The 8,405-nt window shown below is 43.2% G+C and carries 9 protein-coding genes and 1 pseudogene; all 10 read left to right on the forward strand.

The window, feature by feature from the left end; all coding sequences use genetic code 11:
• A pseudogene (locus ACFINR_RS08695) lies at nucleotides 1-192 on the forward strand (PBSX family phage terminase large subunit); the annotation flags it as partial.
• Nucleotides 177-2,195: a phage portal protein gene (locus ACFINR_RS08700; protein ID WP_375654093.1), complete on the forward strand. Its 2,019-nt coding sequence runs from the start codon at nucleotides 177-179 to the stop codon at nucleotides 2,193-2,195. The pseudogene ACFINR_RS08695 and the gene ACFINR_RS08700, both read left to right, overlap by 16 nt.
• Before the next feature lie 13 nt (nucleotides 2,196-2,208).
• On the forward strand, nucleotides 2,209-3,099 hold the full coding sequence (locus ACFINR_RS08705; RefSeq protein WP_375648011.1) for a hypothetical protein: 891 nt from the start codon (nucleotides 2,209-2,211) through the stop codon (nucleotides 3,097-3,099).
• An 88-nt stretch (nucleotides 3,100-3,187) separates the two neighbouring features.
• Complete coding sequence (locus ACFINR_RS08710) at nucleotides 3,188-4,315, forward strand: N4-gp56 family major capsid protein (protein ID WP_375648010.1); 1,128 nt, start codon at nucleotides 3,188-3,190, stop codon at nucleotides 4,313-4,315.
• A gap of 20 nt (nucleotides 4,316-4,335) precedes the next feature.
• Nucleotides 4,336-4,716 (forward strand): hypothetical protein, encoded by a 381-nt coding sequence (locus ACFINR_RS08715; protein ID WP_375654097.1) that lies wholly within the window; start codon nucleotides 4,336-4,338, stop codon nucleotides 4,714-4,716.
• Nucleotides 4,717-4,727: 11 nt separating this feature from the next.
• The gene (locus ACFINR_RS08720; protein WP_375611028.1) at nucleotides 4,728-5,108 is read left to right on the forward strand and encodes a hypothetical protein; all 381 of its coding nucleotides are present in this window, start codon (nucleotides 4,728-4,730) and stop codon (nucleotides 5,106-5,108) included.
• Nucleotides 5,109-5,119: 11 nt separating this feature from the next.
• Nucleotides 5,120-5,827 carry a hypothetical protein gene (locus ACFINR_RS08725; protein ID WP_375654100.1) on the forward strand — a complete coding sequence of 236 codons (708 nt, stop codon included), beginning with the start codon at nucleotides 5,120-5,122 and terminating at the stop codon, nucleotides 5,825-5,827.
• A gap of 1 nt (nucleotide 5,828) precedes the next feature.
• On the forward strand, nucleotides 5,829-7,286 hold the full coding sequence (locus tag ACFINR_RS08730) for a hypothetical protein (protein WP_375654101.1): 1,458 nt from the start codon (nucleotides 5,829-5,831) through the stop codon (nucleotides 7,284-7,286).
• On the forward strand, nucleotides 7,286-7,711 hold the full coding sequence (locus tag ACFINR_RS08735) for a hypothetical protein (RefSeq protein ID WP_375647969.1): 426 nt from the start codon (nucleotides 7,286-7,288) through the stop codon (nucleotides 7,709-7,711). Before ACFINR_RS08730 ends, ACFINR_RS08735 begins: the two co-directional genes overlap by 1 nt.
• Nucleotide 7,712: 1 nt before the next feature.
• Nucleotides 7,713-8,405 (forward strand): hypothetical protein (locus tag ACFINR_RS08740; protein ID WP_375654102.1); only part of this gene is annotated, 693 nt, incomplete at its 3' end.

Here is an 8,405-nt window from a genome sequence, read left to right on the forward strand (position 1 = left end):
CTGAACTGGTATCACGAGAAATGGGATGAGAAGCGTAATATTGGCTTGGGAGCAGAGCATGATTGGTCCAGTCATGGGGCAGATGCCTTTGGACTGATGTGTATTTCATACAAACCACCAAAAGAAATACAAAAGCGACCAGCTTATAGCGGCAGAATGGAATATGAGAGTACCTCATGGATGGCAGAATGATGCATGATGATGAACGTTTAGAAAAAGACAGCAATGTATCTGATCTCTCTCATGAAGGTTTGTTTCGTAAGCTTGTGAGCTGGTACAAAGAAGATGTGGAGCATGTGAACAAATGGCGTGAACATGCGCGGGAGGATTTTGGTTTTTACAATGGTGATCAATGGAATGAAGAAGATTTATCGGCGTTAAAAAAGCAACGCCGCCCCGTTATGACTTTTAATCGTATTGCTCCGCTTGTGAATGCTGTTGTGGGTTCAGAACGCAACAATAAGCGAGAAGTGCAATTCATTCCTCGTCAAATAGGGAAGGCATTGCCAAGTGAATTGCTTACAGGAGCAGCAGAATGGTTTCGCGACATGGCACATGCTGAATATGCAGATAGTGATGCTTTCCAAGATGCTGTCATTTGTGGAATGGGGTGGACTGATACCCGCCTTGATTATGAGAACAGCCTCGATGGTGAACCGGTCATTACGCGTTTAGATCCTTTAAAAATGGTCTGGGATAGTGCGGCAGTGCAACCGAATTTAACCGATGCACAACGTTTGTGGTATGTAGACCGCAAGCCTTTGGAAGTTGCCAAGCAGATGTTTCCAAAATCTCATTGGACAGAGCTGAGTGCGGATTGGGCGCGTGATGGGAGCTCTCATGAAGGTGTTCACCATAATGATCTTGATTATTACAGTGATGAAGGGAGCATTGATGTTGAAAACGGTCGTCGGATGGTTACACTTGTTGAATGCCGTTGGTTTGAAAGCGAGCGATATTACAAGGCGCCTGATTTAAGCACTGGAGAATTTCGTGATTATAGCGAGGAAGAATTTAAACAGCTTCAATGTATGATGCCTAATATTCAAGGGGCGGCTTTTAATAAAAAGGTTGTAAGGCGTGCTTTTTTAGGGAGGAAATTGCTTGAATCCCCCGATCAACCTTTGGTTCCAGCTGGTCAATTGGGTTGGGAGTGTATAACGGGGTATTTTGACAAGATAGAACGGCAATTTTATGGGGTTGTGCGCCCGACAAAAGATCCACAACGGTGGGCGAATAAATATTTCAGTCAAGTGATGTATATCCTTAATAGCCAATCCAAAGGGGGGCTTATTGTCGAGGAAGGGGCGTTTAAGGACATCAGGCAGGCTATGCAAGATTGGGCGCGGGCTGATGCGTTGCTAGTTGCTGAAGATGGCGCTCTTGCAGAAGGCAAGATACAACCAAAGCCTGTAGCACAGTTTCCAGAGGGCTTTTTCCAGCTGTTTAATGAAGCTAAGGAAGCAATTAATCAGGTGACGGGTTTATCGCCCGAATTCATTGGCACAAGAGAAGTGACACAAGCGGGTATTTTGGAGGCACAACGACGCCAATCCAGTTTAAATCTGCTTGCTTGTCTGTTTGATGGCTTACGTTTGTATCGCAAGCGGCAAGGTAAGATTATTTTGCACCTTATACAGAATTACTTGTCCGATGGGCGTTTGGTACGGATATCTGGTGAGGAGAATGCGCAATATATTCCATTGACGCGTGAAGAAGTAACGAGTGTCGAGTATGACATTGTTGTCGATGATGCTCCAACCAGCCCGAATGAGAAAGAGCGTACCTTTGGCATTATCACGCAATTATTACCGTTGCTTCAAAATGCCGTAACACCGGATATTATGCTTGATTTGCTTCGTTACTCACCCTTGCCTGCGTCATTACTCAATCGTGTAAGTGAGAAGATGCAACAGCAGCAAATGGCACAACAAGCCCAACAACAGCAAATGAATCCGGAACAAGAAATGAAGTTGCAGGAAAAGCAGCAAGATATTGCGGCTAAAAGTCAGATGCAACAGATGGATTTACAAGGCAAGCAGATTGAATTGGTTATGCGTCAAAAGAGAGCAGAATTGGAAGCTGAATTGATGCAACAGAAGCATGAGCTTGAACGGGAGCGTATTCTTAATGAACGAGCGCAAAATCAAATCATGCGTGAAAGAGCGGCAACATACAGAGGAAGAAGCATTTGAGAGAGGTTAGAGAATGAATGCAGAAATGAACGAAGCTATGAATGAAGATTACAGAGTTGGAGCACCGGTCTTTGATGATGAGAGCTCTTTTGATGCCGGCACTTATGATGGTGAAACGATTGATAATGATGATGTCACCTCTCCAGAGCCGGTTGCACAGCCCGTTGAAAAGCCTTCAGAGATTGTTCCTAGTATAGAACAGCAGCGTATGGAGCAACAAGCCAAACAAGCTCGTGAAGCGCTTGTCAAGCTTTATGAACCCCAGTCCCAGACGCCAATGGTTGAAGGTGAAAATGCACCCCCAGACCCTACACAAGACATTATTGGCTATATGAGTTGGATGGGAAAAAAGATTCGAGAGCAGGATGCGTATATTAGGGAACAGAAAGAAGCGCTAAGACAAGCTGAGGAACAGCAGCAGCATGATATACATCTTGGTCAGTTTTTCAACAATTCTGTTAAGTCGTTTCAAAATAAATTCAGTGATTTTGGTGATGCGGCAAATTTTCTTTATGAGAAGCGTGCGAAGGAATTGAGTTCTTGGTCGTCACTTTATCCTGAGTATGCAGATCCAAACACAATTTCTGAGATCATAAGGAATGAATTGCGTACGATTGTAGCCACTTGTGCACAAAGAGATCTCAATCCGGCAGAAGAGATTTATAGAATAGCGCAAAACCTTGGCTATCAGAACCAAGCAGTGCAAGCGAATAATCAAGTTGCAGCACTTCAAAGCCGTCAGAATTCTGCGAGAACCTTAACGGCATCTGGTGGAGGGGGCGTGACGGGTCCTATGACCAAAGAGACACTTGCGAATATGTCAGAAAAGGAATTCAACGCATGGATATCCAATCCGAAAAATGAAGCCCGTTTTTATGAAATAATGGGTGCAGACCCTGATTAGGCAATCAGTTTTACAACATAATCCGCCTTGATGCGGGTTTTCCACCGGCTTTAAGCCGGTTTTTTTACAGCAAAGAAAGGTGAAATCAATGGCAACAACACATATAGGAACCCATGATCCGCAATCGGTGAAATTGTGGTCACAGAAATTAAGCAATGAAGTTTTGAAAGCGACAAAAATTGCCCCTCTTATTGGCAAAAGTTCGAACAGCATTATCCAACTTTATAACGAAACCCATAAGAGCGCAGGGGATAGTGTTACGTTCAGTTTGCTAGTCAATCTGTTTGGAGATGGTGTCACGCAAGGCGAAACCTTAGAAGGCAATGAAGAGGCGCTTCAATTTATGAATGATCGGTTGGTGATTAACGAGCTTTTACATGCGGCGCGTGTTGCCAATGATGATTCGATTGATCAACAGAGAATCCTCCCGAATTTACGTAAGAAAGCGAAAGAAGGCTTGGTTCGCTGGTATGCCAATCGTTTAAGCATCATGTTCTTTTTGCAGGTATGTGGTTATACAGCCCGTACGATTAGCGTTGATGGTCGAGAAGTGTACATTAAACCGGTTCATTATGGCTTTAATGAAATCATGGCACCAAGCAGTGAACGGATTATCCGCCCCGATGGGAAAACCAAAGATGAAGATCTTAATGATAAAGCCAAACATAGCTTTAGTTTGAAGCTTATTGATGAAGCGGTTAAACAAGCCAAACTTGCCAATCCGCAAATTTCCCCCGTCCATGTTAACGGTGATGATGTTTACGTTCTCTATTTGCACCCAACACAAGTGATGCAATTGCGTACCAATACAGCCGCTGGTGAGTGGTTAGATATCCAAAAATCGGTTTATGCGACTTCTCGTGCAAAGAACCCAATCTTTGATGGTTCTCTTGGCATGTATAATGGTGTTGTTTTACGCGAAGCTATTCATGTTACCCATGGTGTTAAATCGACAGATAATACAGCTGTTAAAAGTGTGCGTCGCGCGGTGTTTCTAGGGGCGCAAAGTGCTGTTATTGGTTTTGGCAAAAATCACAGTGCAACGCATTATACGCTTAAAGAAGAGTATTTTGATTATGAACGTGAATTTGGTGTTGCAGCCAAAACCTTAATAGGAATGAAGAAAACACGTTTTAAGATGCCCAATAGCGCACAAACAGCTCAAGATTTTGGAACGATTGTTATCCCCACCTACAGCGGTGAACCTGATAATTAATCATAGGGAGGAAGCAAGACATGGCAGATCAATTACCACCTCCACTACAGGGGAGAAATCTTCACACCCAACAGGTGAGTTTCTTACGTTTGAATATCTCGCATAAAGATAAGCATCTCACAACGAAAATAGGGATATTACCTCGTGGCGCTTTGATCACTTCGATGAAGGCTTTTGTCAAGACCGCGTTTTCTGAGGCAAAATTAAAGATAGGCAGCACCTATGGAGGCAATGAGTTCAGTGAAAAAGACATCAAAGCCCAAGGCACGCAAGATTTTACGCCAACAGATCAAAAGTCTTTTGTTGCAGATGATAAGGAGATGACCCTTTATGCAACACGGGATAAAACAACTGCGGCTGGTGAGTGTGTTGTGGTTGTGCAATTCGTAACAAATCATTGAGGGGATAAGACATGGCAGATTATTTACCACAGCCCTTGCAAGGGAGAAATCTTCATACCCAGCAGGTAAGCTTTTTGCGGCTTAATTTTAGCTATGAAGATAAAGAAAACGCTATGAGAATAGGTACGCTACCTCGTGGTGCTTTGATTACTTCAATTAAAGTGTTTGTTAAGACAGCATTTTCGGACACAAAGGTCAAAATAGGCAGCACTGCTGGAGGGACTGAGTTTGGTGAAGCGGAAATCAAACAACAGGCAGTAAAAGAGGTTAAGCCCACCAATCAGAAGGAATTTGTCCCTTATGATGAAGAGGTCACTCTCTATGCTAAAGCGGACAAAACAGTACAAGCTGGTCAAGCAAGTATAGTCGTTGAATTTGTGACTAATCACTGAGAGGTATTTTGATGACACGTCATTATATTCGGGTTAAGACCGGAGGACCGATACCTGTAAAGCGAGATGTTTATCGTCATAAGAGAACACTTTCGCACTTAGTGTCGGTTATTCAAGATGAGATTGATGACATAGCCGATGAGTATGTTCAACAAATCCAAGAAAGCATTTTTGCAGCCATTCGTTTTTGTGAACGGGAGACCTTTTACTTTAACGAAAGCCGTGATGTGGTGTTTGAGACACGGGCGGGACAAGGTGTTTATGATGCAAGCGCTACCCGCCATATCGAAAGTGCTGTTAAAATCAAAAACGTTTATCTAAGTTCTGATCAACATCATAAGTTTGCCTTGGAGTGTAAGGACTATGTTTCTTTAGAGCCTTTGTTATCATCAGAGCAGCAAGGAACGCCGGTTTGTTACAGTTATTTTGATAGGAAATTACATCTTTATCCCACGCCGGATAAAGCCTATCAGATTCAACTCATTCTCTCTCCATTGCGTTTATCAGAGATAGAGAGTGTTGATGAGGAGCATCCATGGTTTGTGCACGCGTTTGATTTGATTAAAGCGCGTGCAAAATATGAACTGTACAAGAATATTCTTAAAGAACCCGATTGTGCAGCCGCTGCTTACAATGACTTTAACGAACAGTTGCATGAATTGCGTGCAGAGACGTCCAAACGTCATAACGTCACTCGAATAATTCCGACGGATTTTTAAGATGGTTTATTTTCCAATCGCTGATTACAGACCAGATGTTTCGGTCGTCAACGGTAGCTTTACGGATACGCTTGTGAATGTTTTACCGGCTGATGGCTGTTATATTCCGATGCCTAATGCAGTGGTAGTGTCTCATGCTTTAGAAGAAAAGCCGTTGGGGTGCATAGCCTTTAGAAGTGGCAATGGTGTTAAGATAATCGTAGGAGGCAAGCAAAAGCTTTACAGTTATGATAGTCAAACGCAGGGTTGGAAAGACATAAGTCAAAGTGGTGTGACCTATCAAGCAAATGAAGAGAATAAATGGTCGTTTGCATTATTTGGTGAAACTATTATTGCGGTGAATAAAAATGATAAACCACAAGTCTTTAATACTCATAGCTCTGAACGGTTTGAAGATTTAGGAGGCAATCCCCCGAAAGCAGGATTGGTGAAGGTTTGGGGTGATTTTGTTTGTTTGATGCAATTAACAGATCATCCCAATCGCATCCATTGGTCGGGTTTGAATGATGCAACTCATTGGACGGTAGGTGATAAAGATTGTTATTATCATAATTTTAATGATGGAGAATATGTTCAAGGGGCAACGGAATCGAGCAATCCCCTCGTTTTTTTGCGTTCTGCTATTTATGCTGGTTGTTTTACGCTAGGCTCTAAAGTCCCCTTTATTTTTCAAAAGCTTCAAGACAAGCGTGGATCCCGCAGTGCAGCCTCTATAGCGTGTCGTGGGAGTGATGCTTTTTTTGCTGGTGATGGTGGCTTTTATCAGATCAGTGCTGATGGTCAACTTTTGCCGATAGGCTTTGAGAAGGTTGATAGAACGGTTTTTAAAACCTTTGATAAGTTTGCTCTTGATGAGATGCAAGGGGTTATAGACCCCATTGATAACCGGATTTACTGGTCCTTAAAAAGAGGTAATAACGAGCAAACGACCTTTGTCTATGATTGGGGATTGCAGAAATGGTCGACGCTACAGGGAAAACCTTTCACTTTGTTTCCAGTATTTACGACAGGTTATACTTTAGAACAGTTAGATGAGATCTCGATCAATCTTGAGACATTACCGGCTTCTTTAGACAGCCCTCGTTGGCAAAGTGGCGCACCCATGCTTGGTGCTTTTGATGACCAAAATCGGCTTGTTATGTTTACAGGTGCGCCGATGGAAGCAACGGTTGTTTCGCAAGAATTGGGAGCACCAGATGGAAGTTTTAACTTTATCACGAAGATGTTTGCTGAAGTTGATACGACGGAAGGTCTTTTAAGCATAGGAGAGCGTCGGCTTCGCAATCATCAGACGCCGATTATATGGCACCAAGAGAGGGCATGTTCATATGTCACGGGTGCTTATCATGGTCGTTCGCGCAATCGTTATCACCGCTTTAAATTGCGTATTCCTGAAGGTGTTCATTGGAACCAAATCACAGGATTTAATGTGGATTTACGTCCTTTAGGCAGAGGGTAATGGCAAAAGTCTTTTTGACCACGTCTTGGGATATGGAGCGTATAGCGCCTTATCTTGAAGACATCATTGCATCCTTTAGAGAGTATGTAGAGCGTTTCAAACATGAAATCACGTTGCAAGAGCTCATTGAAGCGATTTGCAGCGGCAAGAAACAGTTATGGCTTGTTTTGGATGATGACGAGCGCTTTTTAGCGGCAGTCACGACCCAGATACAGCAGACAGTTTTAGGAAAGAAGCGCGCTCTGATTTGTGAATGTAGTGGCAAGGGCGTTCTTAATTTGGTTGATAATTTGCAAGTTGCAGAGGATTGGGCGCGTGAGAATGGGGCTTTTGAGATAGAGATTTTAGGGCGTTTAGGTTGGAAGCGCGCATTGGACAAGCAAGGCTATGGCATAGCTATGCTTTATTATAGGAAGGAATTGTGACATGGGGAGCAAGACACCAACAACGACAGAACAAAAGCAGGTACAAACAAGCGCCCCTCCTACTTGGATGCAGAATGTCTTTAAGCGTGGGGGTGCAGATGCGTATAACATGTATGACACAGGGATGGGTGGTAATGTTTATGGTGGTCCTCGTGTAGCGCCGTTAAGTGATCAAACGCGCTATGGAATTGGTGGTCTTGGAAGTATTCCTCATCATTATCAAAATCGCTCTTTGATGAATACAATCTATAATCCAACGTCGGCAGCCATGAATCTTCGACATATGGCCTCTGGTGGTATGATGGGAGAAAATTCGTATTTCAAACAAGCACTTCAAGAAGCATTAGATGATTCAGACACTCAAATTAACAGATATTTCTCAGGGATTGGTCGTTATGCAACTCCTGATCACAGAGAGGAAGTGCGGAAAGGAAGAGATTCTATATACGCTCGTGCTATGTTAGAGCAATATAATCGTGATGCGGATCGCATGATGCAAGCCAATGCCATGATAGACCAAGCCAATCAAAATCAATTGGGTGCCTCAAATAACTTCTTACAGGGTTATGGGAATGCCTATTCCAATGCCATACAAGGGGGAGGTGTGCTTGATGCCCACAATCAACGCCTTGTTGATGCCAATCGTGAACGTTGGCTGGAACAAGACAATAGCGGCTGGAATAGGTTGAATATG

It is taken from the genome of Bartonella sp. AP19HLJMH (assembly GCF_042196245.1).
Taxonomy (GTDB): Bacteria; Pseudomonadota; Alphaproteobacteria; order Rhizobiales; family Rhizobiaceae; genus Bartonella.

What these genes read in the sequence shown, in the direction of transcription:
- ACFINR_RS08700 (WP_375654093.1), top strand. Translation starts at nt 177, where the DNA reads ATGGATGGCAGAATGATGCATGATGATGAACGTTTAGAAAAAGACAGC.
- ACFINR_RS08705 (WP_375648011.1), top strand. Translation starts at nt 2,209, where the DNA reads ATGAATGCAGAAATGAACGAAGCTATGAATGAAGATTACAGAGTTGGA.
- ACFINR_RS08710 (WP_375648010.1), top strand. Translation starts at nt 3,188, where the DNA reads ATGGCAACAACACATATAGGAACCCATGATCCGCAATCGGTGAAATTG.
- ACFINR_RS08715 (WP_375654097.1), top strand. Translation starts at nt 4,336, where the DNA reads ATGGCAGATCAATTACCACCTCCACTACAGGGGAGAAATCTTCACACC.
- ACFINR_RS08720 (WP_375611028.1), top strand. Translation starts at nt 4,728, where the DNA reads ATGGCAGATTATTTACCACAGCCCTTGCAAGGGAGAAATCTTCATACC.
- ACFINR_RS08725 (WP_375654100.1), top strand. Translation starts at nt 5,120, where the DNA reads ATGACACGTCATTATATTCGGGTTAAGACCGGAGGACCGATACCTGTA.
- ACFINR_RS08730 (WP_375654101.1), top strand. Translation starts at nt 5,829, where the DNA reads ATGGTTTATTTTCCAATCGCTGATTACAGACCAGATGTTTCGGTCGTC.
- ACFINR_RS08735 (WP_375647969.1), top strand. Translation starts at nt 7,286, where the DNA reads ATGGCAAAAGTCTTTTTGACCACGTCTTGGGATATGGAGCGTATAGCG.